The sequence below is a fragment of the Rhizobium sp. CAU 1783 genome (assembly GCF_054551725.1).
Genome location: NZ_JBTOLM010000002.1, coordinates 1,270,167 through 1,291,867, shown reverse-complemented (window position 1 = coordinate 1,291,867; position 21,701 = coordinate 1,270,167). Strand labels below are relative to the sequence as shown.

Annotated in this window: 22 protein-coding genes; 9 read left to right on the top strand and 13 right to left on the bottom strand. The window is 64.0% G+C overall.

The genetic code is table 11. From position 1 onward, the window contains the following. Window positions 1-123: 123 nt before the first annotated feature. Window positions 124-900, top strand: coding sequence for an SDR family NAD(P)-dependent oxidoreductase (locus ACX93L_RS13100; RefSeq protein ID WP_459405236.1), 777 nt, complete (start codon window positions 124-126; stop codon window positions 898-900). A 258-nt stretch (window positions 901-1,158) separates the two neighbouring features. Here ACX93L_RS13100 and ACX93L_RS13095 read toward each other — a convergent pair whose 3' ends face one another. Next, the gene (locus tag ACX93L_RS13095) at window positions 1,159-2,529 is read right to left on the bottom strand and encodes an aspartate aminotransferase family protein (protein WP_459405235.1); all 1,371 of its coding nucleotides are present in this window, start codon (window positions 2,527-2,529) and stop codon (window positions 1,159-1,161) included. Window positions 2,530-2,738: 209 nt separating this feature from the next. Here ACX93L_RS13095 and ACX93L_RS13090 point away from each other — a divergent pair, with 209 nt between their 5' ends. Beyond that, window positions 2,739-4,097 (top strand): glutamine synthetase family protein, encoded by a 1,359-nt coding sequence (locus tag ACX93L_RS13090; protein ID WP_459405234.1) that lies wholly within the window; start codon window positions 2,739-2,741, stop codon window positions 4,095-4,097. A gap of 75 nt (window positions 4,098-4,172) precedes the next feature. Here ACX93L_RS13090 and ACX93L_RS13085 read toward each other — a convergent pair whose 3' ends face one another. The 4 genes from ACX93L_RS13085 to ACX93L_RS13070 all read right to left on the bottom strand — a co-directional run bounded on the left by ACX93L_RS13085 (window position 4,173) and on the right by ACX93L_RS13070 (window position 7,852). Continuing rightward, on the bottom strand, window positions 4,173-4,799 hold the full coding sequence (locus ACX93L_RS13085; protein ID WP_459405233.1) for a nucleoside triphosphate hydrolase: 627 nt from the start codon (window positions 4,797-4,799) through the stop codon (window positions 4,173-4,175). Next, entirely contained in the window at window positions 4,796-5,578 is a 783-nt protein-coding gene (locus ACX93L_RS13080) for an ATP-binding cassette domain-containing protein (protein WP_459405232.1), read from the bottom strand. Before ACX93L_RS13080 ends, ACX93L_RS13085 begins: the two co-directional genes overlap by 4 nt. Beyond that, window positions 5,578-6,660, bottom strand: a complete 1,083-nt coding sequence (locus ACX93L_RS13075; RefSeq protein ID WP_459405231.1) for an ABC transporter permease — start codon at window positions 6,658-6,660, stop codon at window positions 5,578-5,580. The genes ACX93L_RS13080 and ACX93L_RS13075 overlap by 1 nt, the downstream gene beginning before the upstream one ends. A gap of 166 nt (window positions 6,661-6,826) precedes the next feature. After that, window positions 6,827-7,852, bottom strand: coding sequence for a sugar ABC transporter substrate-binding protein (locus ACX93L_RS13070; protein ID WP_169589328.1), 1,026 nt, complete (start codon window positions 7,850-7,852; stop codon window positions 6,827-6,829). Between the two features lie 237 nt (window positions 7,853-8,089). Between ACX93L_RS13070 and ACX93L_RS13065 the strand changes: the two genes are divergently transcribed. Together ACX93L_RS13065 and ACX93L_RS13060 are read left to right on the top strand one after the other, a co-directional pair. Then, a complete protein-coding gene (locus ACX93L_RS13065) occupies window positions 8,090-9,334 on the top strand; it encodes an ROK family transcriptional regulator (RefSeq protein WP_459405230.1) in 1,245 nt (414 codons plus the stop codon). Next, window positions 9,318-9,752: an RbsD/FucU family protein gene (locus ACX93L_RS13060; RefSeq protein ID WP_459405229.1), complete on the top strand. Its 435-nt coding sequence runs from the start codon at window positions 9,318-9,320 to the stop codon at window positions 9,750-9,752. Before ACX93L_RS13065 ends, ACX93L_RS13060 begins: the two co-directional genes overlap by 17 nt. A gap of 10 nt (window positions 9,753-9,762) precedes the next feature. Here the strand turns inward: ACX93L_RS13060 and ACX93L_RS13055 are convergent, their stop codons facing one another. Beyond that, complete coding sequence (locus tag ACX93L_RS13055; protein ID WP_459405228.1) at window positions 9,763-10,683, bottom strand: diacylglycerol/lipid kinase family protein; 921 nt, start codon at window positions 10,681-10,683, stop codon at window positions 9,763-9,765. Window positions 10,684-10,968: 285 nt separating this feature from the next. On the opposite strand from ACX93L_RS13055, the gene ACX93L_RS13050 reads away from it, so the two are divergent. Next, on the top strand, window positions 10,969-12,204 hold the full coding sequence (locus tag ACX93L_RS13050) for an MFS transporter (protein ID WP_459405227.1): 1,236 nt from the start codon (window positions 10,969-10,971) through the stop codon (window positions 12,202-12,204). Here ACX93L_RS13050 and ACX93L_RS13045 read toward each other — a convergent pair. Further along, window positions 12,193-12,609 carry a winged helix-turn-helix transcriptional regulator gene (locus ACX93L_RS13045; protein ID WP_459405226.1) on the bottom strand — a complete coding sequence of 139 codons (417 nt, stop codon included), beginning with the start codon at window positions 12,607-12,609 and terminating at the stop codon, window positions 12,193-12,195. The two genes, ACX93L_RS13050 and ACX93L_RS13045, sit on opposite strands and share 12 nt — an antisense overlap. 124 nt (window positions 12,610-12,733) lie before the next feature. Here ACX93L_RS13045 and ACX93L_RS13040 point away from each other — a divergent pair, with 124 nt between their 5' ends. Then, the gene (locus tag ACX93L_RS13040) at window positions 12,734-13,750 is read left to right on the top strand and encodes a zinc-binding alcohol dehydrogenase family protein (protein ID WP_459405225.1); all 1,017 of its coding nucleotides are present in this window, start codon (window positions 12,734-12,736) and stop codon (window positions 13,748-13,750) included. Window positions 13,751-13,780: 30 nt separating this feature from the next. On the opposite strand, the gene ACX93L_RS13035 is transcribed toward ACX93L_RS13040, so the two are convergent. After that, window positions 13,781-14,257 (bottom strand): Lrp/AsnC family transcriptional regulator, encoded by a 477-nt coding sequence (locus tag ACX93L_RS13035; RefSeq protein WP_459405224.1) that lies wholly within the window; start codon window positions 14,255-14,257, stop codon window positions 13,781-13,783. A 130-nt stretch (window positions 14,258-14,387) separates the two neighbouring features. Here ACX93L_RS13035 and ACX93L_RS13030 point away from each other — a divergent pair, with 130 nt between their 5' ends. Further along, window positions 14,388-15,302: a DMT family transporter gene (locus ACX93L_RS13030; protein WP_459405223.1), complete on the top strand. Its 915-nt coding sequence runs from the start codon at window positions 14,388-14,390 to the stop codon at window positions 15,300-15,302. Window positions 15,303-15,327: 25 nt separating this feature from the next. Here ACX93L_RS13030 and ACX93L_RS13025 read toward each other — a convergent pair whose 3' ends face one another. Both ACX93L_RS13025 and ACX93L_RS13020 read right to left on the bottom strand, forming a co-directional pair. Beyond that, window positions 15,328-15,942, bottom strand: a complete 615-nt coding sequence (locus ACX93L_RS13025) for a L,D-transpeptidase (protein WP_169589349.1) — start codon at window positions 15,940-15,942, stop codon at window positions 15,328-15,330. Window positions 15,943-16,052: 110 nt separating this feature from the next. Continuing rightward, window positions 16,053-17,180, bottom strand: a complete 1,128-nt coding sequence (locus ACX93L_RS13020) for a low temperature requirement protein A (RefSeq protein WP_459405222.1) — start codon at window positions 17,178-17,180, stop codon at window positions 16,053-16,055. Between the two features lie 205 nt (window positions 17,181-17,385). Between ACX93L_RS13020 and ACX93L_RS13015 the strand changes: the two genes are divergently transcribed. Beyond that, window positions 17,386-17,781 carry a DoxX family protein gene (locus ACX93L_RS13015; protein ID WP_459405221.1) on the top strand — a complete coding sequence of 132 codons (396 nt, stop codon included), beginning with the start codon at window positions 17,386-17,388 and terminating at the stop codon, window positions 17,779-17,781. 9 nt (window positions 17,782-17,790) lie between these two features. On the opposite strand, the gene ACX93L_RS13010 is transcribed toward ACX93L_RS13015, so the two are convergent. Further along, window positions 17,791-18,690 carry a DMT family transporter gene (locus tag ACX93L_RS13010; RefSeq protein ID WP_169589356.1) on the bottom strand — a complete coding sequence of 300 codons (900 nt, stop codon included), beginning with the start codon at window positions 18,688-18,690 and terminating at the stop codon, window positions 17,791-17,793. Window positions 18,691-18,835: 145 nt separating this feature from the next. Here ACX93L_RS13010 and ACX93L_RS13005 point away from each other — a divergent pair, with 145 nt between their 5' ends. Beyond that, the gene (locus ACX93L_RS13005) at window positions 18,836-19,621 is read left to right on the top strand and encodes an AraC family transcriptional regulator (RefSeq protein WP_459405220.1); all 786 of its coding nucleotides are present in this window, start codon (window positions 18,836-18,838) and stop codon (window positions 19,619-19,621) included. Between the two features lie 43 nt (window positions 19,622-19,664). Here the strand turns inward: ACX93L_RS13005 and ACX93L_RS13000 are convergent, their stop codons facing one another. Together ACX93L_RS13000 and ACX93L_RS12995 are read right to left on the bottom strand one after the other, a co-directional pair. Next, window positions 19,665-20,771: a branched-chain amino acid aminotransferase gene (locus tag ACX93L_RS13000; RefSeq protein WP_459405219.1), complete on the bottom strand. Its 1,107-nt coding sequence runs from the start codon at window positions 20,769-20,771 to the stop codon at window positions 19,665-19,667. Window positions 20,772-20,988: 217 nt separating this feature from the next. Then, window positions 20,989-21,480, bottom strand: coding sequence for an EF-hand domain-containing protein (locus ACX93L_RS12995; protein ID WP_459405218.1), 492 nt, complete (start codon window positions 21,478-21,480; stop codon window positions 20,989-20,991). Window positions 21,481-21,701 lie beyond the last annotated feature (221 nt).

Sequence of the window (21,701 nt, the reverse complement as noted above, 5' to 3'; positions counted from 1 at the left end):
ACAACAACGCTGGCCGGCCCGCAAAGATCGGGCCGGCGGCCTCATTTCGGCGCCCTTGATCGGCGCTTGAAAAGTCCTGCCGATCGGCGTCAATTGTGCAGCCCGCAGTGAAGGAGGACACGCATGGCGAACACCCTGACCATTCCCGATCTCGCCGGCAAGGCCGTGCTCATCACCGGCGCATCGAGCGGGATCGGTGCGGCACTCGCCCGCGCCTTTGCCGCGCAGGGGGCCCTTGTCGGGCTTCACTACAATTCCGGGGCGGATGCGGCCGCCGAGATCGCCCGCGACATCACCGAAGCCGGGGGAAAGGTCTTGACCGTCCAGGCGGATGCGGCCGACTCGAACGCTCTGGCAGTGGCCGTCGACACGGTCGCGTCAACCTTCGGACGCCTCGACGGCCTCGTCAACAATGCCGGGAGCATGATCGCCCGCGTGCTCTACGAGGACATGACGGACGAACACTACGATAGGGTCATGGACGTCAACGGCCGGTCCGTGGTCGCAGCCGGCCGCGCCGCCCTTCCCCACCTGAAACAACACGGCGGGTTCATCATCAACACGACATCGGTGGCCGCACGCACCGGCGGCACGGCCGGATCGGGCCTCTACGGATCGTCGAAAGCCTTCGTCGCGGCCGTCACCAAGGGCATGGCGCTCGAATTCGGCAAGCATGGCATCCGGGTCAATGCAGTGGCGCCGGGCGTCATCGCAACGCCCTTCCAGGACCGCTATGCCCTGCCGGGCCAGCTCGATCAGATTTCGGCCAGTGTGCCGCTCAAGCGCACCGGCACGCCAGAGGATTGCGTCGGCGCCTATCTGTTCCTCGCCTCCGACATGCTGTCGGGATACATCACCGGCCAGACCATCGACGTCAACGGCGGGCAACTGATGCCGTGAGGTCTCAATAGACTTTCACAGGACCAGTCTTCGCTGCCCCTCATCCGCCTGCCGGCACCCTCTCCCCGTAAACGGGGAGAAGGGATCCGTCGCACCATCTTCGCCTGTCCCAAACGTTGCGATTTGCGCCTTCGGCACATCCTGCGTCCCCTCGCCCCGCTTGCGGGGGTCCGAAGGACGGGTCGAGACAAGCGGCTCGACCCCGGTCGTGTCAGGGTGAGGGACAAGGACGCTTGCTCGGGCTGATGGACCGGCAGCCTATTCCTTGTGATTGTCCTTCAGCCAGTCGAGGCCCTTGCGCAGGGTATCGACGGCTTGGTCGACCTCGGCATGGGAGATGATCATCGGCGGAGAGAAGAGCATGCGGTCGCCGGTGGCGCGCAGGATGACGCCGTTTCCGACGCACTGGTTGCGCACCAGCGTGCCGACTTCGTCCGGCTTGGCGAAGCGGCGGCGGGTCGCCTTGTCGGCGGCGATCTGTACGGCGCCCATGAGGCCGACGCTGACGGCTTCGCCGACGAGGTCGTGATCGGCGAGCGAGGCGAGCGCCTTGGCGAGGTAAGGGCCAATGTCGTCACGAACGCGCTCGACGAGACCTTCTTCCTCGATGATGCGGAGGTTCTCGATGGCGGCGGCGGCCGAAACCGGATGACCGGAATATGTGTAACCGTGATAGAAGTCGCCGAGCTCCTCGATCATGACCTTGGCCACGCGCTCGGACATCAGAACGCCGCCGATCGGCAGGTAGCCGGAGGACAGGCCCTTGGCGATCGGCGCGAGATCCGGCTCGAAGTCATAATACTGATGGCCGAACCAGGTGCCGAGGCGGCCGAAGCCGCAGATGACTTCGTCGGCGACCAGCAGGATCTTGTACTTGGCGGCGATTCGCTTGATTTCCGGCCAGTAGGTCGAGGGCGGAACGATGACGCCGCCGGCACCCTGGATCGGCTCGGCGACGAAGGCCGCGACATTTTCCTCGCCGAGTTCGAGGATCTTCGCCTCGAGCTCCTGGGCAACCTTCAGGCCGAAGGCTTCCGGGGTCAGGTCGCCGCCCTCGCCGTACCAGTAGGGCTGGCCGATATGGTGGATGCCAGGGATCGGCAGGTTGCCCTGTTCGTGCATCCACTTCATGCCGCCGAGCGAGGCACCAGCGACGGTCGAGCCGTGATAGGCGTTCTTGCGGGCGATCACCTGGGTCTTGGTCTCGTGGCCGAGTGCCTTCCAGTAGACGCGCGCCATGCGGAACCAGGTGTCGGAAGCCTCCGAACCCGAATTGGTGAAGAAGACGTGGTTGAGCTTGCCGCCGGTGTGGCTGGCGATCTTCTGGGCGAGCAGCGTGGTCGGCGGGGTCGTCGTGCCGAAGAAGGTGTTGTAGTAGGGCAGTTCCTGCATCTGTGCATAGGCCGCATCCGCGATCGACTGGCGGCCATAGCCGACATTGACGCACCACAGGCCCGCAAACGCATCGAGATACTGCTTGCCGTTCGAATCCCAGATGTGCACGCCGTCGGCCCGATTGATGATCTTCGTGCCGTCGGCATTCAGCTTCTTCATGTCGGAGAAGGGGTGGAAATGGTGGGCGGCGTCGATGGCACCGAGATTGGACAGGGCGGCGGCGGTCTTCGTCATGACAATATATCCTTGCGCAAGAAACCCGCAGTCCGGTGCACGCACAGGCCGAAAAGCCCGTCCGCGGCGTCCTGCTTCCCTTGCATGATTGAAAGGCGGAACGTTATCGGCTACGAACATGACCTTCCAAAAAGCGTTTGGCAAGGGCGTCGAAGTCGTACTTCCTGCGGCCAAATTGCCCCTCAAATCGCCAAAGAGAAGCATTTTTCATGACCGAATTGTCTCAAGACGCCAATTTTAACGCTGCAGATCCCTCCGCGCGTATCGAAGTCCTGCTCGTCGGCATGAACGGCGACCTGCGCGGCAAGATGATCCCAATAAAGGCCGAGGACAAGGTCTGGAAGAACACGGTGCGCCTGCCTGCCTCGACCCAGTCGCTCGACATCTGGGGCGACGACAACGACGACATCACCAAGATCTCGCTGACGCTCGGCGATCCGGACGGCATCTGCGTCGCCGACAAGACCTCGCTCACCACCCTGCCCTGGGGGCCCGCCGGCTCGAAGCAGGTGCTCGCCACGATGCACACGCTGGACGGCAACCCGCACTATATCTGCCCGCGCGCCATCCTCGCCAACGTGCTGAAGCGTTTCGAGGAACGCGGCCTGACGCCCGTGGTGGCGACCGAACTCGAATTCTACGTGGTCGAGCCGGACTTCCGCGAAACCGGCAAGCCGATGCCGCCGAAGGCACTCGTCATGGACGGTGAGGTCGAGGGTTTCCAGCTCTACGACATGCGCGCAACGGCGGCGATGGAAGACTTCCTCGGCACCGTCCGACGTTTCGCCGACGAGATGGGGCTGCCGGCGGACGCAACGACTGCCGAGTTCGGCCCCGGCCAGTTCGAGGTCAACCTCCTGCACAAGCCGAACGCCATAGCGGCGGCAGACGACTGCATCTACCTCAAGCGCGTCGTCGATTTCGCCGCCCGCCGCCACGGCCTCAAGGCCACCTGCATGGCCAAGCCCTATGCCGACCATGCCGGTTCGGGCCTCCACGTCCATGCCAGCATCATCGACCGGCAGGGCAACAACATCCTCGACGCCAAGGGCGGTGATCCGGTCAAGCTGAAGTCGATCACGGCCGGCATGCTGAAGACCATGCAGGACGCACAGCTGATCTTCGCGCCGTTTGCCAACTCCTATCGCCGCTTCCAGCCGGGCTCGTTCGCACCGGACAAGGTCGACTGGGGGTTCGGCAACCGCGGAACCGCCGTGCGCATCCCGGACAGCGATGGCCCGGCCGCCCGCGTCGAGCACCGTGTCGCCGGCGCGGATGCGAACCCGCATCTTCTGCTCGCGGCCATGCTCGGCGGCATCCTGCTCGGTCTTGATGAGGATCTCGATCCGGGTCCGGTCACCACCCCGGACAGCGCGCCGGAAAATCCGGACATGCTGACCTACGATTTCCTGACGGCGGTCGATCGTTTCCGCAAGTCGGCCTTCATCGCCGACATCTTTGGCGCCGAATACCAGCGGATCTACGGTGACACCAAGCGCAAGGAAGCGATCACCTATCTCAGGACCGTGACGAATTTCGACTACCAGACCTATCTGCCGCGGATCTGACGGCAGGACCCTGCCCCTCATCCGCCTTTCGGGCACCTTCTCCCTGCGAACGGGGAGAAGGACCGGCATCGAGGTTCAGAAATCGTCGATCCGGATGTCGGCCTTTCGGCTCTTTTCAAGCACCAGCCGGGCGTTCGGCAGGTCGTTGCCATTGAGCTTCCAGTCGATCCCGGCCGCATCGAGGTTGTAGCCCTCCCAGCGCGCGGTAAGCCGGCGTTCGAGCTCCTCGAAGGAGGGTGCGACGAAGATGGTGAAGTCGAAGAGCGGGGCGAGCGACGACCACGGCGCCTCATCGAGCAACAGGTAGTTCCCCTCGACCAGCACGATGCGGTCGTTCAGGGAGATGGGACGAGCCGAGGCGATGGCGATCTCGCGATCCCGATCGAAGACCGGCACCAGCACCTCTTCCTCCCCTGCCCTCACCGCACGCAGTATGTCGGCGAAACCACGCACGTCGAAGGTCTGCGGAGCCCCCTTGCGGGGCAGAAATCCCCGCGCCTCGAGAATGCCGTTGTCCATGTGGAAGCCGTCCATCGGCAGGACGACCGCAGTCTCGCCGTCGGCAATCAGAAGATCCCGCAGCGTGTCGGCGAGCGTCGACTTTCCGGCACCCGGCGGGCCGGCGATCGCCACGAGAAAACGGCGCGCCGAGCCGGCGCGCCAGAGGATCGTCTCGGCGATTTCCTTCGCCGTCATGGTCATGCGGCGAGCGCCTCGCCCGGTGCTTCCTTGGCGCCGGTCATGAAGGCAACCGCGTCCGACATCGTGTAGTCCTTCGGATTGATGACGCACAGGCGTCGTCCGAGACGATGGATGTGGATCCGGTCGGCGACCTCGAAGACATGCGGCATGTTGTGGCTGATCAGCACGATCGGGATGCCGCGGCGACGCACGTCAAGGATCAGTTCCAGCACGCGGCGGCTTTCCTTGACCCCCAGCGCCGCGGTCGGCTCGTCGAGGATGATGACCTTGGAGCCGAAAGCTGCAGCACGGGCAACCGCCACACCCTGGCGCTGGCCGCCCGAGAGGGTTTCCACCGCCTGGTTGATGTTCTGAATGGTCATCAGGCCGAGTTCGGACAGCTTGTCGCGGGAGAATTTCTCCATTGAGGTCCGGTCGAGCGACCGGAACACGCTGCCCATGATACCCGGCTTGCGGAGCTCGCGGCCGAGAAACATGTTGTCGGCGATCGACAAAGCGGGCGAGAGCGCGAGGTTCTGGTAGACGGTCTCGATGCCGGCCTTGCGGGCCTCGATCGGCGAGCGGAACTGCACCGGCTGCCCTTCGAGGCGGATCTCCCCCTCGTCCGGCGTGATGGCGCCGGAGATCGCCTTGATCATCGAGGACTTGCCGGCACCGTTGTCACCTATGACGGCGAGGATTTCGCCCGGATAGAGGTCGAAGTCGGCATTATCGAGGGCGGTGACGCGACCGTAGCGCTTGACGAGGCCGCGTGCGGTGAGAATGGGTTCCTGAGCCATCAGCCTGCTACCTTTCTGATCCACTGGTCGATTGCCACTGCGGTGATGATGAGGACGCCGATCAGCAGGTAGGTCCATTGCGGATCGGTGCCGATGAGGCGCAGGCCGAGCGAGAAGACGCCGACGATCAGCGCCCCGAACAGCATGCCGAGGATGGAGCCACGGCCGCCGAAGAGCGAGATACCGCCGATCACCACGGCGGTGATGGATTCGATGTTGGCGAACTGGCCGGCGGTCGGGGATACCGAGCCGATGCGACCGATCAGCGCCCAGCCGGCAAGCGCGCAGATGAGGCCGGACAGCGTGTAGACGGTGATGAGCATGCGCTTGACGTTGACGCCGGCAAGTTCCGCCGCATCCGGGTCGTCGCCGACCGCATAGACATGGCGGCCCCAGGCGGTGCGGTTCAGTACGTACCAGAGAAGCGCAACGAGCAGCACCATCGCGATGACGCCGTAAGTGAAGACGGCACTGCCGATGCGAAGGTTCTGGCCGAAGAACTGCAGCAGAGGCGCATTGGCGGAAATGTCCTGGCTGCGGATCGTTTCGTTGGCCGAATAGAGGAAGTTCGACGCGAGCACGATCTGCCACATGCCGAGCGTGACGATGAAGGGCGGCAGCTTCATGCGGGCGACCAGCTGGCCGTTGATGAAGCCGCAGGCCGCGCCGACGGCGAGGCCGCAGATTACGGCAACTGTCGGGGGAAGACCGTAGCGGAAGGTGAACTGGCCCATTACCACCGAGGACAGGACCATGATGGCGCCGACGGACAGGTCGATGCCGGCCGTCAGGATCACCAGCGTCTGGGCCGCGCCGACGATGCCGACAATCGCGACCTGCTGGAGGATAAGGGTGAGCGTAAAGGCAGAGAAGAACTTCCCGCCGAGAATGCTGCCGAAGACGATGACCGACATCACGAGCACGATCAGCGGCACCGCCGCCGGGCTCGAATGCAGGAAGTGCTGGAACTTCTGCAAGGGCGTCTTGTCATGGGTATCGAAGGAAGCGACCTGCGTCGAACTGTCGACGAGGACCTTCTCGAACTCCTGGCTCGGCTGCGAAATCGGATTTGCAGACTGCATCGCTCCGTCCTCCCTGGCTATTCGCGCGTGTTTCTGCGTGACGGTTAAGGAGCGACCGGCCCTCCGCCTGAGAGGCCGGTCGCAAATGCCCGCGACCGCTCGACCTTGAGGGACCTGACGTTCCTCAGAGGCCGCATAGCGACGCGATCACGGGCTTAAGGTCGGATCAACCCCAGCACTTGTCCTTGCCGGCCTTGGTGTCGATCGACTCGACGCCGGCAGCCGGCTTGTCGGTGACGAGGGCGACGCCGGTGTCGAAGAAGTCCTTGCCTTCGGTTGCCTTCGGCTTCTCGCCGGTGTCGGCGAACTTCTTGATCGCCTCGATGCCGAGCGATGCCATCAGCAGCGGATACTGCTGCGACGTGGCGCCGATCACGCCGTCGATGACGTTCTGCACGCCCGGGCAACCGCCGTCGACGGAAACGATCAGAACGTCCTTCTCCTTGCCGACGGCCTTCAGCGCTTCATAGGCGCCGGCGGCAGCCGGTTCGTTGATGGTGTGGACGACGTTGATCGAAGGATCCTTCTGCAGGAGGTTTTCCATGGCGGTACGGCCGCCTTCCTCGTTGCCGTTGGTCACGTCGTGGCCGACGATGCGGGCATCGTCCTCGTCACCGATCTTGTTCGGGTCCTTGGGGTCGATGCCGAAGCCGATCATGAAACCCTGGTCGCGCAGGACGTCGACCGTCGGCTGCGACGGCGTCAGGTCGAGGAAGGCAACCTTGGCGTCCTTGGCCTTGTCGCCGAGAGTGGCGGCGGCCCACTGGCCGATCAGCTTGCCGGCGAGCAGGTTGTCGGTGGCAAACGTCATGTCGGCGGAATCGACCGGCTCGAGCGGGGTGTCGAGAGCGATGACCAGAATGCCGGCGTCACGGGCCTTCTTGACCGCCGGAACGATGCCCTTGGTGTCGGAAGCGGTGAGCAGGATACCCTTCGCGCCGTCAGCGATGCAGGTCTCGATGGCGGCTACCTGGCTTTCCGAGTCGCCGTCGATCTTACCGGCATAGGACTTCAGCGTTACGCCGAGTTCGGCGGCCTTGGCGGTCGCGCCTTCCTTCATCTTGACGAAGAAGGGGTTGGTGTCGGTCTTGGTGATCAGGCAGGCCGATACGTCGGCGGCGCTGGCCGGGGCCGAAAAGACGGTGCCGATTGCGAGTGCTGCCAGCGATGCGGCAAAGAGAGACTTCTTCATGTGCTTCCTCCCGAAGATAACGTTCAATCCGGCTCGTGCCGGACCGCGAGCGTGGTCCCGAGCGCTCCCACGCCGGGTCGGCATCCTCAACGAGGCGCCATTCCTCCACACCCCATTAAGAACATCAGAGATTTCTCATTGTCAATAAATAAATCCAGTTGAATTATTAATTCGCTGTGACATTCTGCGTGGGGAGACGTATACGGACTTTCACGTATCGTCTGAGGAGGAGCAGCCATGTCATTGTCGGACCATCCCGCCGGCACGACGGACGTGCTGCCGCCGGCGACATCCGGCGGCGCCAACCAAGTCAGGGTCAGGGCGTATAACGAGCGCCTGGTGCTTTCGCTCGTTCGCCGCCAGAGCGGTGTCTCCAAGGCGGAAATTGCCCGCCTCACCGGCCTTTCGGCCCAGACCGTCTCGGTCATCATGCGCGCGCTGGAAAAAGACGGACTGCTGATCCGCGGCGAACCTCTGCGCGGCAGGGTCGGCCAGCCCTCGGTGCCGATGTCTCTCAATCCGGACGCCGTCTATTCCTTCGGGGTGAAGATCGGCCGGCGCAGCGCGGATCTCGTGCTGATGGACTTCGTCGGCACGATCCGGCTCAACCGGCACCTGACCTATCGCTATCCCAATCCGCGGGAAATCCTCGACTTCCTCGTCGACGGCATCGCGGAACTGGAGGACCAGCTGAGCACCGAACAGCGCGGCGCCATCGCCGGCGTCGGGATCGCCGCACCGTTCGAGCTATGGAACTGGGCTCGCGAGGTCGGCGCCCCGCACGGCGCCATGGATGCCTGGCGCGGCTTCGACCTTCAGGCCGAGGTCGCAAATCGGCTCTCCTACCCCGTCTACCTGCAGAACGACGCCACCAGCGCCTGCGGGGCGGAACTCGTGTTCGGCGTCGGGCGACGCTACCCGGACTTCGTCTATTTCTATGTCGGTTCCTTCATCGGCGGCGGCATCGTCCTCAATTCCTCGGTCTTCGTCGGCAGGACCGGTACGGCCGGCGCAATTGGTCCCCTTCCCGTCCGCAACAAGCACGGCGAGACCAAGCAGTTGCTCGAGATCGCCTCGATCTTCGTGCTCGAACGGCTGCTGCGCGAGCGCGGGATCGATCCCCAGCCGCTCTGGTATGCAGCGGAGCAATGGATCGACTTCGGCGAGCCGCTGGAGATCTGGATCCGAGACTGTGCCGCTGCGCTTGCCCAGGCCATCGTCGCGGCAAGCTCGATCATCGACTTTTCCGCCGCCATCATCGACGGCGGATTTCCTGACTGGGTCCGCGCGCGCCTCGTGGCCGCGACGATCGAGGAGATCGGCAAGCTCGACCTGCAGGGTATCGTCTTCCCCGACATCATCGAGGGCGCGGTCGGCGCGCAGGCCCGCGCCATCGGCGGCGCAAGCCTGCCGATCTTTGCCCGCTACCTCATCGACCAGACCGTCTTGTTCAAGGAAATCGACAATGCTGAAGGGAATTAATCCGCTTCTGAGCCCGGACCTGCTCGCCGCTCTCCGCGCCATGGGCCATGGTGACGAGATCGCCGTCGTCGATGGCAACTATCCGGCGCTGGAGCATGCGCGGCGGCTGATCCGGCTTGACGGCCACGGCATCGTGGCGGTGATCGACGCAATCCTCAGCGTCATGCCGATCGATGATTTCGTGCCGGAGGCTATCTTCCGTTCGACCGTCGGCGCGGATGCCGGACGGCTCGACCCGATCCATCAGCAGATGATCGCCTGCTGCGCCCGCCATGAACCGGAACGCAAGGTCGTCCCCCTGGTTGGTGAGGATTTCTACGGACGCGTGAAGAGCGCCCATGCGGTCATTCAGACCAGCGAACCGAAACTCTACGCCAACATGATCCTCCGCAAGGGCGTCATATACCCCGTCGCCTGAGGGCCACGGTTCAGGCGGCAGCGACAGTGCCGGCCGGAACGAGAACCTTGAGTTCTCGCGGATGCAGGCGGATCTCCACGTCGCGCGGCATGCGCAAAAGCTCCCCGTCCAACACACAGAGCGCCCCGCTCCGGCGCTTGGGGAAATGCAGCCGCACAGTCTCGGCGGTTGATGCGGTCACGGCCCCGTTGTCCTTCATCTTGCCGCGAAGGATGTCGAAGGCGAGTTTTGCCACGCCGGCCGGCTCCAGCGGGTCGGCAAGGTAGACCCCGAGCTTGCCGGTCGTCAGGTCGTCGGCGAAGAACAGCGGATTGTCACCGAAGGGATTGTTGGAAACCGAGATCGCCGAGACGACACGATGTTCGTTGCGGCCGTCGTGGTCGATGTCGAAGATCACCTCGAAGCGGGAGGGGCGCAGCATCACGCCGAGCGCGGCGCGCGTGCTGGCGCGCATCTTGCCGAAGCGCGAGCCATAGCTCATGGCATTGCGCATGCGGACCATGCGGGCATGCAGCCCCGCCGAGAACTGGTGCACGAAGGGCCGGCCGTTGGCCGTCGCGATGTCGACCGAACGGACCTCGCCTTCAGCCAGTGCTTGCAACACCGCGCGGATGTCGAGCGGCAGCTTCAGGGACCGCGCAAAGAGGTTCATCGTCCCGGCGGGCACGACGCCGAGCGGGAGGCCGGCCTTCCAGGCGATGCCGGCTGCGGCCGAAATCGTGCCGTCGCCGCCGCCTGCGATCAAAGCCTCGACGCCTTCATCACGCGCAGTCCTCTCGAGCGTCTCGACAACATCCTTCCCGGCGACGATCGCGAAGACAACCTCGTGGCCGGCGGCACGGAAGATCTCCTCCGCCTGGGCACAATAGGCGTCCATGTCGGCCGTCCGGAATGTTCCGCCGTCCCGATTGAATACTGCCTTCAGCCTCATCGCCACCTCGTTCCGTCGATCGTCCGGTGGCGTCCAGGACCGCCAGCGCTTTACAACGCATCGCTCGGCACAAGGTTTCACCACGCCTTCTCAAATCGGCACATTGCGGGCAAAATTCAAGTTGCGGCGCAAATGCTCTTTACTGCGACGCACAAAGACATGATAACTGTCAAATCACGTCAACACAGGGACATCCGCCGGACGACGCCGCTCCGCTTCCCTCATCGACTGTCTCCCGTCTACTCCTCTTGCGGTCGCGTCACGCGGCCGGCCACAGGTAATGCCATGACCGATTGCAGCGCCCTCCCCTCCGATCGCCGGACAGAATTCCTTCCGGCCAACGGCGCGCAGTCCCTCACGCCGCTGATGATGATCCTGATCGAGATCGCGCTTGCCGCCGGCGGATTCGGCATCGGGACCGGCGAGTTCGTCATCATGGGTCTCCTTCCCGACGTCGCGACCACCTACGGCGTCAGCGTTCCCGAGGCGGGCCGCGTCATCAGCGCCTATGCGCTCGGCGTGGTGATTGGCGCTCCGATCATCGCCGTACTTGCCGCCAAGCTCTCACGCCGCACGCTTCTGCTGATGCTGATGGGGGTCTTCGCCATCGGCAACGTGACGAGCGCGCTGGCCCCGGACTTCTGGTCGTTCACCGCGCTGCGCTTCGTCACAGGACTGCCGCACGGCGCCTATTTCGGCGTGGCCGCGCTCGTCGCCGCGTCGATGGTTCCGCCCTATCGACGCGCCCGCGCCGTCGGGCGCGTGATGCTCGGCCTGACGATCGCAACGCTAATCGGCACCCCCGTCGCCACCTTCATCGGCCAGCTGATGAGCTGGCGGGCCGCCTTCCTGATGGTCGGGGCAATCGGTGTGCTCACCGTCGTGCTGATCGCGCTCTACCTGCCGAAGGACAAGGTCGCGGAAGGTGCCAGCATCCGTCGCGAACTCGGCGCCTTCGGCCGGCTTCAGGTGTGGCTGACGCTCGGCGTCGCCGCGGTCGGCTTCGGCGGCATGTTCTCGATCTTCAGCTACATCGCCAAGACCACCACCGACACCGCCGGCCTGCCGGTCGGCATGGTGGCGATCGTGCTAGCGCTGTTCGGCATCGGGATGAATGTCGGCAACGTGGTCGGCAGCCGCATGGCGGACTATTCGCTGAAGGGCACGATCGGCGGCATGCTCGCCTTCAACGTGATCCTGATGACCGTCTTTTCGCTGACGGCCGCCGATCCGGTAATGCTGTGCATCTGCGTCTTCCTCACCGGTTGCGGCTTTGCCGCCTGCCCGGCCGTGCAGACGCGGCTGATGGACGTGGCAGCGGACGCGCAGACGCTCGCGGCTGCCTCCAACCATTCCGCCTTCAACATCGCCAATGCGCTCGGCGCCTGGCTCGGCGGACTGGTGATCAGCCAGGGCTACGGCTACGGCTCGACCGGTTATGTCGGCGCGGCCCTTTCCGCCCTCGGCCTCGTGGTCTTTCTCGTTTCGGTTCTCGTGGAGAAGCGCAGCTCAGGCCGCTGAGCGCACCGTTGCCTCGCCTTCGGCTGAGGTTTCATCCGCCGGCATCGAGATGGTGCGCGTGCCGTTCTTGCAGACGACATGCGTCTTGCCCCAGGCATCGAGCGCCCTGATGACCGGTTCGAGGCTGAGGCCAAGCGGCGTCAGCGCATAGTCGACGCGCGGCGGCACCACCGGAAAGACCGTCCGCGACACGATCCCCGCCTCTTCGAGCTCGCGCAGCTGTTTGGTCAGCATGCGCTGCGTCACCGCCGACAGCCGGCGGCGCAGCTCGTTGAAGCGTAGCGTCCGGTCGGTCAGCAGATGAAAGAGGATCACGCCCTTCCACTTGCCGTCGAGCAGGCTCAACGTCGATTCGACGGGGCAGCCGGGAAAGTTGTTGGTGAGTTTCGCGCGGGGTCGAGACATTTACAGTATCCTTTTTGATACTACATACACTTTCCGTCACTATAGACACAAAATGTGCATTCTTGCGTAATCGGTTTATACGTATCAATTGAATGGCGTGCAAACTTTTCAAAGGAGACATTCCATGCGCGCAGTCGGCTATCTCGCCCCTCAACCCATCACCGCAGAGACCTCCCTGATCGACATCGAGCTTCCCTTGCCGGAAGCGAAGGGCCACGACCTGCTGGTGGAAGTGAAGGCCGTTTCGGTCAATCCGGTCGATACGAAGGTGCGCAGCGCCGCCCAGCCGGAGCCCGGCCAGCATCGCATCCTCGGCTATGATGCCAGCGGCATCGTCAAGGCGGTCGGCGAGAACGTCACGCTGTTCAAGCCGGGCGACGAGGTCTTCTATGCCGGCGTCATCAACCGGCCGGGCACCAACAGCGAGTTCCATCTGGTCGACGAGCGGATCGTTGCCGCAAAGCCGAAAAGCCTGAGCTTCACCGAGGCAGCTGCCATTCCGCTGACCTCGATCACCGCCTATGAAATGCTCTTCCACCGGCTCAAGGTCGAGGACAAGGTCGCAGGCGTGAACCATGCCCTGCTCGTCACCGGGGGCGCGGGCGGTGTCGGCTCGATGGCGATCCAGCTCGCCCGCCAGCTCACCGACCTGACGATCATCACCACGACCTCGCGGCCCGAGACCAGCCAATGGGTCAAGGATCTCGGCGCCCACCACGTGCTCGACCACAGCAATGCGCTGGCCCCGCAGTTTTCCGCCCTCGGCATCGGCGCCCCGGCCTTCGTCTTCTCGATCACCCGCAGCGACCTGCATGTCGGCGACCTCCAGGCGATCATCGCACCGCAGGGGCGCTTCGGCATCATCGACGACATCAAGGGCGGTTTCGACGCCATGCCCTTCAAGGGCAAGTCGGTGTCGATCCACTGGGAATCGATGTTCACCCGCGCGGTCTTCCAGACCGCCGACATGATCGCCCAGCACAAGCTCTTGAGCCACGTCGCCGAACTGGTCGACACCGGACGGATCCGCACGACGCTCACCGAAACGCTCGGCACGATCAACGCAGCCAACCTGAAGAAGGCCCATGCGCTGATCGAATCCGGCCGAACAAAGGGCAAGCTGGTTCTTGAAGGCTTCTGAGGAACCCAGCGAGGCAGCGCATGCGCTGCCTCACCCTCTCGCCCTCGGCAGCTTCAAACGTCCGCCCGTTTTCACGCTTCGAATGGCGAAGTTGGACTGGATGTCGGTGACGTGCGGCAGGACCAGAAGATGGTCGGTGAGCAGTGCTTCATAGGCTGCCAAGTTTTCGACCACGACCTCTGCCATGAAGTCGGAATGGCCGGAGATCATGTAGCAGGCGACGACCTCCGGCAGGTCCTGCAAGGCGTGCTGGAAGGCCTGGGCGTGTTCCCGCGTATGATGAGCGACCTTGAAGGCGACGAAAACCGTCAGTTCGAGGCCGACGGTGCGGCGGTCGATGTCGGCGCGGTAGCCCCGGATATAGCCCGCCTCTTCGAGCATCCGGATGCGCCGCAGGCAGGGCGACGGAGAGAGGTTTACCCGCTCGGCGATCTCTACATTGGTGGCGCGCGCATTATCCTGAAGGGCTTCGAGAATGGCGATGTCGAATTTGTCAAGACTTGGCATAATCATGAACTCTTTGAGTAGAAATCGCAATTTTCTGCTAACAGGTTAAGTTCTGGAAGCACAATTGGCAAGGACACGCCACGACCTAAGGGGCTACGGTATCGACCTGCCTTCAATCGGGAGCCGTGCCATGTCCGTCACAACCACGCAGACTGAAAAACCGCCGCTTTCCGCCGGAATCGGCGCGGTGTCAGCGCTTTCCGTCGTTCTGATCTGGGCTGCCTGGCTCATCTCCACCCGGCACAGCGTCGGGACCTCCCTCTCGGCGCTCGATCTGAGCCTGTTGCGCTACGGCATTCCGGCCATCCTGCTTTCGCCCTACTGGCTACGGGTCGGGCTCTGGCCGAAGGACACGCCGAAATGGGCACTGGTGCTGATGGTGCTCGGGTCAGGGGCGCCGTTCTTCCAGCTTGTCGGCTACGGCATGAAGGCAACGCCGGCATCCGCGGCCGGCGTCCTGCTGCCCGGCGTCATGCCGCTCGCCGTGGCACTCATCGGCATTCTGTTCCTGGGCGAACGTCCCGACCGGATGCGCCGTCTCGGCATGGTTGCCATCGCCGCTGGCGCGGCACTTCTGCTGATCGACAACCTGTCGTCAGGGCAATTGAGCTGGGTGAGCTACACGATCCTGCCCGCCGGCGCGACGCTCTGGGCGGTTTACACCCATGCCTTCCGCAAGTCCGGTCTTTCCGCCTTTGAAGGGGGCGGCCTGATCTGCGCCTGGTCGACACTGATCAACCTCGCGCTCATCCCGTTTCTCGGCACACATCTGGCGAGCGCGCCGGTCTCCGAGATCGGCCTGCAGGTCGTCACACAGGGGCTTCTGTCGGGCCTGCTCGCCACCGTGCTCTACGGCTCCGCTGTGCGCATCCTCGGCGGCACGCAGGCCGCCGCCTATACCGCCGTCACGCCCGTTGCGGCGGCAATCGGTGGTGCCGTCCTGCTGGCCGAGCCGCTCGGCACGCTGACGATCGTCGCCACGCTCGTCACGGGTGCCGGCGTGCTTCTATCGACGGGACTGCTGTCGGGGCGTGCGACCCGCTGACTGCGCCCTCACCTAGGCTCCGGGCTCAGGCCTGGAGCACGACCACGCGATTGCCGACCTTCACGCGTTCGTAGAGGTCGATGACATCGTGGTTCATCATGCGCACGCAGCCCGACGACATGGCCTGGCCGATCGACCAGGGCTGGTTCGTGCCGTGGATGCGGAACATGGTGTCGTTGCCGCTGCGGTAGAGATACATGGCGCGGGCACCGAGCGGATTGTTGATGCCACCGGGTACGCCACCGGCATATTTCATGTTCTTTTCCGGGTTGGTGCGCAGCATGTTGGGCGACGGGGTCCAGCTCGGCCATTCCGCCTTGCGGCCCACATAGGCAACGCCAGCCAGCGCATAGCCGTTGCGGCCGACGCCGACGCCGTAGCGCATCGCGCGGCCATCGCCGAGCACATAGTAGAGGCGCCGGGCGGGCGTATCGACGACCACGGTTCCGGCCGGCTCGCTGGTTTCGTAGGCGACTTCCTGCCTGCGCAGTTCCGGCTTGATCTTGTCGAGCGGTACCTTCTTCAGCGGATGCGGTTCTTCCGGTCGATCGCCATACATGGCCTGCTGGCTCGGCATCGACTGGCAACCGGCAAGCATCAACGGCAGGCCGATCAACAGGCCGCGGCGGGAAATGGTCATTCAGGTGCCCCCAGAGCAATGTGCGAATATCGGGGCGCAGGTTAAGGAATTTATGGTTAATGCCCGGTTAAACCGACCGGAAGGCGGTTAACCATGACGGCGGGGATGGGTCATGCCGCCGGGGCCTGCTCCGTCCTTGGAAAGACCAGCCCCTCGATCACCAGCAGCACGACAAGCACGCCGAGGGTCAGACCGATCAGCCCCGCGCCGTGCAGCGGCAGATGGGCAAAGGCAAGCCCGGCCAGGAGCACCCCGACCACCAGACGGACCGCCACCGGACCGATCGTGCTGATCCGGCGGAAGGCGGCATCGGCAAGCAGGTAACCGCCGGCGCCGAGCAGAAGCAGGAACTCCGCACCGTGACCGGCCTCGCCTTCACCGCCATAGGCGACGGCGGCCTTCAAGCCCGCTGCGACGAGGATCAGGCCTGCGACCATGGCGAGATGGCCCATCGTATAGCCGAACAGGGCGATGCGCGTGCGGCGGCGATTGTCCGCCTCCTGCATCCGGTGCTCGGCGCGCTGGTCGTCGGCGTCGAAATAGCTCCACCACAAGGCGGCGATCAGCGCGACGGCGAGAACAAGGCGCAGGATCGTCGCCACGTCCAGCGCGCGATCGGCGAGCCCGGTGCCGATCGCGATGATCGTCTCGCCGAGCACGATGATGAGCAGCAGGCCGTGGCGTTCGACGAAGTGGACCGGATCGAGGGCAAAGCCCTCGCCGGTGTTCATCACCGCGACAAGCGCATAGAGGGCCGCCGGCGCAAGCAGGAGAACCCAGCGCCATTCCGCCTCGATCAGACCGGCCGCGATGACAAGCAGGGCGGCAGCAATGTTGAAGGGAACGATGCGCAGCATGGCGATGGCAGCGGGCCTGCCGCCGCGCGCGACAAAGGCCGCGAAATGGAGGATCACGATGAAGAGATAGGCAAAGCCGAAGACCAGCGGATCACCGCCCTCCCCGACCGGTGCCGACAGGGCGAGCACCATGAATCCGGCCATGGCAGCCACCAGCACGGCCCGCATCGCCTTCGGCGTGTGGGCGTGGTTGGTGAGCCAGATAAAGCCGCCATACATCCACCAGACGAGCATCAGCACGGCGAGCGCGTGCAGATACTCGAGGGCGCCGTGGACATGTTCCACCAGATGGGTCAGCCGGGTGATCACGAACACGAAGACGAGGTCGAAGAAGAGTTCGATGGTCTGCGCGCGGAATTCCTGCTTCGGGGCGTCGTGCATGCCTGATCCTTCGCCGTGACTGCTCTGGTTGCAGCGCAAGAAAGCAGGATTCACCGTCGATTGTCCACCGGCCGGGCCGCCGTCGAAAAATGTCTGGTGAAAACTCCTTCAACGACGGGGCCAAGGCCCTAAAGGGCAAGATTTGACCATTGCCAATGACGCCTGAATCCACACACTCCCGGCTATTTCACCGGAGAGCATTTTCATGAACAGTATCGTAAACTCACTGACCAGCAAGCCGTTGTTCGGGTACATCGCCCGCATCCTGCTGACCTACATGTTCTGGGCGAGCGGCATCGCGAAGATCGTCGATTTCCCGGCAGCGGTCGGCGAAATGACCCATTTCGGCCTCAACCCGCCGGCGGCCTTTGCAATCGCCACGATCATCGTTCAGCTGGCAGGCTCCGCCCTCATCATTCTCGATCGCTTCACCTGGCTCGGCGCAGGCGCGCTTGGCGTCTTCACCGCGCTGACGATCCCCGTCGCCCACAGCTTCTGGACCATGGAAGATCCCTTCCGCACGATCGAGTTCCATGTCGTCATGGAGCACATCACGGTGATCGGCGGACTGATGGTCGTCGCCTGGAAATCGGCTCGCTGAATTTCAACCTCAGGCGGGACGCGCTTCGGCGTCCCGCTTCCTTGCCGGCCGGAGACCGACCAGCACGCCGAAGAGCGTCAGCCCGCCGCCGATCAGATGATAGGAATGCAGGTTCTCGCCCAGCAGCGGCACCGCCAGGACGGCGACCATGATCGGCAGCACGTTGATGAAGAGGGCGCTCGGGCCGGCACCAAGGCCACGCACGGCGAGGATCCAGCAATAGGGCGCGAGCAGCGAGGTGGGTAGCGCTGCGAAAAGCACCAGCGGCAGGCTCGTGGCGGTGATCGGGCTGATGTCGCTCGCCAGCCAAAGAGGCAGAAGCACGAGCGTCGCGAATCCGATCTGCCACCACAATTGCGGCCACATCGGCAGGCTGATCGTCCAGCGGCGCAGGAGAACACCATAGAAGGTGTTGGCGACGACAGCGATCAGGATCAAGCCGTCACCGACATGGAAGCCGCCATCCGTCAGGACCGAGGGATCGCCGCGGGTGACCAGATAGGCGACGCCGAGAAGCGAGACAAACGCGCCGGCCACCCGCGCCCGCGTCAGCTGCTCGTTGGCGAAGATCGAGCCGGCGACCGCGGTGAGCAGCGGCATGAGCGCCACCAGTACGCCCATGTTGACCGCCGTCGTGGTCTTCGCGGCCTCATAGGCGAGGCTCTGGTAGACGACCATTCCGAGCATGCCCAGCACGAAGAGCTGCGGCGCCTTGCGCAATGCCTCCTGGCGATGGCGCCAGACCGACCGGGCGACGAAGGGGGTGAGCACGACGAAGGCGATCAGCCAGCGGTAAAAGGCGATCGAGGCCGGCGCGATGACACCGGCGGACGCCTTGGTGACGATGGTGTTGCCGGCCCAGATGAGCATTGTCAGGAGGGCCAGCAACGCCGGCGTCAGCATGGCCATTTCCGCCGATCCGGTCCCCGCCGCTCTGTCAATCTGCCGTCCGTTCGCCATCGCCGCCTCGCATCGTCCTTGATGGCACACCCCTAGCAGACGTCCAATTTTCGCAATATAACGAATTTCGGACAATGCATTGCGAGGAGCCGTCATGCCGATCCGTTATGGCGATGTCGATGGGGAGCCGCCCGATCCGGTGTTCCTGCGCACCGAGCATTTCCGCGCCGGGACCGTCTTTCCGCCGCGCCGGCAGATCTGGGGCGAACTGAACTTCGCGCTGCAGGGCGTGGCCGAATTCGAGATCGCCGGAGACACCTACATGTCGCCGCCGCAGTATGCCGTGTGGATTCCGCCGGGCTTCGAGCACACCGGCGTTAACCGCCACGACATCCGCTATGCTTCGGCCTACATTGCCGCATCGCTCTGCGACGGCCTGCCGGCCGAGCCCTGCACGCTCGTGCTCAACCCGCTGCTCAAGGCGATCTTCGCCGATTTCGACGCTCGCGCCGTTCGCCATCCGAAGACGGAGGCAGATCTGAGGCTCGCCATGGTCATCGTCGACCAGATCCGCGCGGCGCCGCGCTTCGCCCATTACCTGCCTTCGACAGACGATCCGATGATCGCGCCGGTGCTGAGGGCCCTGGAGGTGGATCCCGGCGACCGACGCTCGGCGGCGGACTGGGCGCGGACGGCGGGCACCACGGAGCGCACCTTCGCCCGGCGTTGCCAGGACCGGCTCGGTATGTCGTTCAACGACTGGCGGCTGCGGCTGAAGCTCGTGACGGGGCTCGCCCTTCTGGAGGATGGCGCGAGCGTTCGGGCGGTGTCGCAACGGCTCGGCTACAACAACCCTTCGGCCTATATCGCGATGGTCCGGCGGCTGACCGGCGCCAGCCCTTCGCAGTTGAGGGGCTCCCAAGAGAAAGGCCCGCGTTGAGGGCGGGCCTTGCAGACTTGAAGACTGAAAAGCGCGAGGCGCCTCAGATGCCGTCGATGGCGTGGATCCAGCCGTGGCGGTCGTTGCTCTGGCCGCGCTGGATGGACACCAGCGCATCGCGAAGCTTGTTCGTCAGCGGACCGGTCTCGCCGCCGCCAATCTTGAACTCGCCTTCCGGGAACTTCACGGTGCCGATCGCGGCGACGACGGCCGCGGTGCCGCAGGCGAATGCTTCCTTGAGCTTGCCGCTTGCCGCATCAGCCTTCCAGTCGTCGAAGGAATAGGGCTTCTCGTTGACGGTGATGCCTTCGTCGCGGGCGAGCTGGATCAGCGACTTGCGGGTGATGCCGGGCAGGATCGTGCCGCCGAGCGGCGGCGTGGTGATCGAACCGTCCTCCATGACGAAGAACACGTTCATGCCGCCCAGTTCCTCGACCCACTTGTGCTCGGCCGCATCGAGGAAGACGACCTGGTCGCAGCCCTTGGCATAGGCCTCGGCCTGAGCGACCAGGCTTGCCGCATAGTTGCCGCCGCACTTGGCGGCACCCGTGCCGCCCGGTGCTGCGCGCGTGTAGTGCTCGGAGACCCAGATGCTGACCGGCTTGGCGCCTCCCTTGAAATAGGGGCCGACCGGCGATGCGATGACACAGAAGATGTATTCCTTCGACGGGCGCACACCGAGGAAGGTCTCGCTGGCGAACATGAAGGGGCGCAGGTAGAGGCTCGCGCCTTCCATGGCCGGAATCCACTTCGCATCGATCTCGACCAGCTTCTCGACTGCGGCAAGGAAATCACCCTCGGGAATTTCCGGCATGGCCATGCGGCGGGCCGATTCGTTGAAGCGGCGGGCGTTTTCTTCCGGGCGGAACAGAACGGCACGGCCGTCGGCCGTGCGGTAGGCCTTCATGCCTTCGAAGATTTCCTGGGCGTAGTGAAGGACGCTTGCCGCGGGATCGATCGGGAAAGGCGCACGCGCCGTGACTTCGGCGGAGTGCCAGCCCTTGCCCTCGGTCCAGCGGATCACCGACATGTGGTCGGAAAACAGCGTTCCGAAGCCTAGATTCTCGAACGCCTTCAGGCGATCGGCTTCGGGCAGCGGGTTGGCATTGGGCTTGACGTCGAAGGGAAGACGGGGTGTTTCGGCTTGCATTGCGTTGATCTTTCAGCTGACCTTTCAGGTGGGGCGCAAACTGACGCCTTAGCCGCGATTTTTCAAGCCGATATTGTGAAAGATCGGTACAGGGAACACTGTACGGCGACCTGGTGATAGCCGCGGCATTTGCGCCAAGAATATGGCGCCTCCCTCCCCTGCAGGAGGCCGGCCGGACAAGCTTGGCCCGGCCAGCCTGCGATCAGAGGGCCTCCGATCAATTCCATTGCTGGCTGCGCCATTCCCAGGGCGTCACCTTGCCGTCCTTGTCGCCGTCTGCGGCTTCGAATCGTGCCTTGGCATTGGCTATGAATTCGGCCTGGGACACGCTGTCGTTCTTGTCGGTGTCCATCACGCCGAAACGGTCGCCCTTTTCCTTTTCACGCGCGGCCTGTCGGGTCTTGTTCCAGCCTTCTTGCGGCCCCATGCGGACCGCCATGTACTCGTCCTTGGTCAGCTCGGCGTTGTCGTCCGAGTCCATTGCGGCAAACACCTCTTCAGCGGCGGACGCCGCCTCTTCCGCGCTGATGACGCCATTCTCGTCGGCGTCGATGATCGGAAAGCGACCGCGTCCGGGTCCATTCATCATCATCCCGCCACGACCCCAACCCGGGCCGGCGCCAAAACCATACGACTGCGCTTCAGCAATACCTGCCACCAGAGCCGCAGCAAGGGACAGAGTGGCAAAGGTCTTCAGTTTCAGTGACATCGGCTCAATCCTCCAAGAATTCGTGTTTTAAGCCATGCCGACGGACCGCCCTGCGATCTCGTCGGACAGCTGTAACTTATCTTATCTATATATTCGGAAATTGATATACATCAACGAAGGCGCATGAACTCGCAGTGGCGCCAAACCGTGCCACAAGCCCAAAACGTTTGCACCTGACGTCCAGGGACGTCAGGTGCAAAATCTCTTAGGGATACAATCTT

Excerpts from the sequence above, each read along its gene's own strand:
- ACX93L_RS13100 (WP_459405236.1), top strand. The coding sequence starts at position 124 with ATGGCGAACACCCTGACCATTCCCGATCTCGCCGGCAAGGCCGTGCTC.
- ACX93L_RS13095 (WP_459405235.1), bottom strand. The coding sequence starts at position 2,529 with ATGACGAAGACCGCCGCCGCCCTGTCCAATCTCGGTGCCATCGACGCC.
- ACX93L_RS13090 (WP_459405234.1), top strand. The coding sequence starts at position 2,739 with ATGACCGAATTGTCTCAAGACGCCAATTTTAACGCTGCAGATCCCTCC.
- ACX93L_RS13085 (WP_459405233.1), bottom strand. The coding sequence starts at position 4,799 with ATGACCATGACGGCGAAGGAAATCGCCGAGACGATCCTCTGGCGCGCC.
- ACX93L_RS13080 (WP_459405232.1), bottom strand. The coding sequence starts at position 5,578 with ATGGCTCAGGAACCCATTCTCACCGCACGCGGCCTCGTCAAGCGCTAC.
- ACX93L_RS13075 (WP_459405231.1), bottom strand. The coding sequence starts at position 6,660 with ATGCAGTCTGCAAATCCGATTTCGCAGCCGAGCCAGGAGTTCGAGAAG.
- ACX93L_RS13070 (WP_169589328.1), bottom strand. The coding sequence starts at position 7,852 with ATGAAGAAGTCTCTCTTTGCCGCATCGCTGGCAGCACTCGCAATCGGC.
- ACX93L_RS13065 (WP_459405230.1), top strand. The coding sequence starts at position 8,090 with ATGTCATTGTCGGACCATCCCGCCGGCACGACGGACGTGCTGCCGCCG.
- ACX93L_RS13060 (WP_459405229.1), top strand. The coding sequence starts at position 9,318 with ATGCTGAAGGGAATTAATCCGCTTCTGAGCCCGGACCTGCTCGCCGCT.
- ACX93L_RS13055 (WP_459405228.1), bottom strand. The coding sequence starts at position 10,683 with ATGAGGCTGAAGGCAGTATTCAATCGGGACGGCGGAACATTCCGGACG.
- ACX93L_RS13050 (WP_459405227.1), top strand. The coding sequence starts at position 10,969 with ATGACCGATTGCAGCGCCCTCCCCTCCGATCGCCGGACAGAATTCCTT.
- ACX93L_RS13045 (WP_459405226.1), bottom strand. The coding sequence starts at position 12,609 with ATGTCTCGACCCCGCGCGAAACTCACCAACAACTTTCCCGGCTGCCCC.
- ACX93L_RS13040 (WP_459405225.1), top strand. The coding sequence starts at position 12,734 with ATGCGCGCAGTCGGCTATCTCGCCCCTCAACCCATCACCGCAGAGACC.
- ACX93L_RS13035 (WP_459405224.1), bottom strand. The coding sequence starts at position 14,257 with ATGCCAAGTCTTGACAAATTCGACATCGCCATTCTCGAAGCCCTTCAG.
- ACX93L_RS13030 (WP_459405223.1), top strand. The coding sequence starts at position 14,388 with ATGTCCGTCACAACCACGCAGACTGAAAAACCGCCGCTTTCCGCCGGA.
- ACX93L_RS13025 (WP_169589349.1), bottom strand. The coding sequence starts at position 15,942 with ATGACCATTTCCCGCCGCGGCCTGTTGATCGGCCTGCCGTTGATGCTT.
- ACX93L_RS13020 (WP_459405222.1), bottom strand. The coding sequence starts at position 17,180 with ATGCACGACGCCCCGAAGCAGGAATTCCGCGCGCAGACCATCGAACTC.
- ACX93L_RS13015 (WP_459405221.1), top strand. The coding sequence starts at position 17,386 with ATGAACAGTATCGTAAACTCACTGACCAGCAAGCCGTTGTTCGGGTAC.
- ACX93L_RS13010 (WP_169589356.1), bottom strand. The coding sequence starts at position 18,690 with ATGGCCATGCTGACGCCGGCGTTGCTGGCCCTCCTGACAATGCTCATC.
- ACX93L_RS13005 (WP_459405220.1), top strand. The coding sequence starts at position 18,836 with ATGCCGATCCGTTATGGCGATGTCGATGGGGAGCCGCCCGATCCGGTG.
- ACX93L_RS13000 (WP_459405219.1), bottom strand. The coding sequence starts at position 20,771 with ATGCAAGCCGAAACACCCCGTCTTCCCTTCGACGTCAAGCCCAATGCC.
- ACX93L_RS12995 (WP_459405218.1), bottom strand. The coding sequence starts at position 21,480 with ATGTCACTGAAACTGAAGACCTTTGCCACTCTGTCCCTTGCTGCGGCT.